1 protein-coding gene is annotated in these 1,103 nt (G+C 44.2%); it reads right to left on the reverse strand.

What is annotated here, in order from left to right; translation table 11 throughout:
- On the reverse strand, nucleotides 1-1,103 hold a 1,103-nt coding region (gene tuf, locus EO121_RS08560), incomplete at both ends, for an elongation factor Tu (RefSeq protein WP_127167429.1).

The raw sequence follows: 1,103 nt of genomic DNA on the forward strand, positions 1-1,103 counted from the left end.
ATCGCGAAACGTAAACCTTCTTCAATAGCGATTGGAGTGATAAGCTCGATGTTCATAGTGATGTTATCACCAGGCATACACATTTCTGTACCTTCTGGTAAGTTGATAACGCCAGTTACGTCAGTTGTACGGAAGTAGAATTGTGGACGGTAGTTGGAGAAGAATGGAGTATGACGGCCACCTTCTTCTTTTGTCAACACGTATACTTCTGCTTTGAATTTAGTGTGAGGTTTGATGGAACCTGGTTTAGCCAATACTTGACCACGTTCGATGTCTTTACGGTCGATACCGCGAAGCAATGCACCTACATTGTCACCTGCTACTGCAGATTCCAAGATTTTACGGAACATTTCAAGACCTGTAACTGTAGTGCTGGATGGTTCTTCTTGAAGACCAACGATTTCTACTACGTCACCAACGTTGATTTGACCACGTTCTACACGGCCAGTTGCTACTGTACCACGACCAGTGATTGTGAACACGTCTTCGACAGGCATCAAGAATGTTTTGTCTGTGTCACGTTCTGGAGTTGGGATGTACTCGTCAACTTTTGCCATCAATTCGTTGATTGCTTCAACATATGTAGCGTCGCCTTCTAACGCTTTCAATGCAGAACCTGCAACAACTGGGATATCATCGCCAGGGAATTCGTAGCTGGAAAGCAATTCACGGATTTCCATTTCTACTAATTCTAATAATTCTTCATCGTCAACCATGTCTTTTTTGTTCATGAATACAACGATAGCTGGTACACCTACTTGGCGAGCTAACAAGATGTGCTCACGAGTTTGTGGCATAGGGCCGTCAGCTGCGGATACAACTAGGATAGCGCCGTCCATTTGAGCAGCACCAGTGATCATGTTTTTAACATAGTCAGCATGGCCTGGGCAGTCAACGTGTGCATAGTGACGAGTATCTGTTTCGTACTCTACGTGTGCAGTGTTGATTGTGATACCGCGTTCACGTTCTTCTGGAGCTTTGTCGATCATGCTGTAGTCTTGGAAATCAGCTTGACCTTTTTCAGCAAGAACTTTAGTGATTGCTGCTGTTAAAGTAGTTTTACCATGGTCAACGTGACCGATAGTACCAATGTTAACGTGTGG

This window comes from Veillonella sp. CHU732, assembly GCF_003992085.1.
Taxonomy (GTDB): domain Bacteria; phylum Bacillota; class Negativicutes; order Veillonellales; family Veillonellaceae; genus F0422.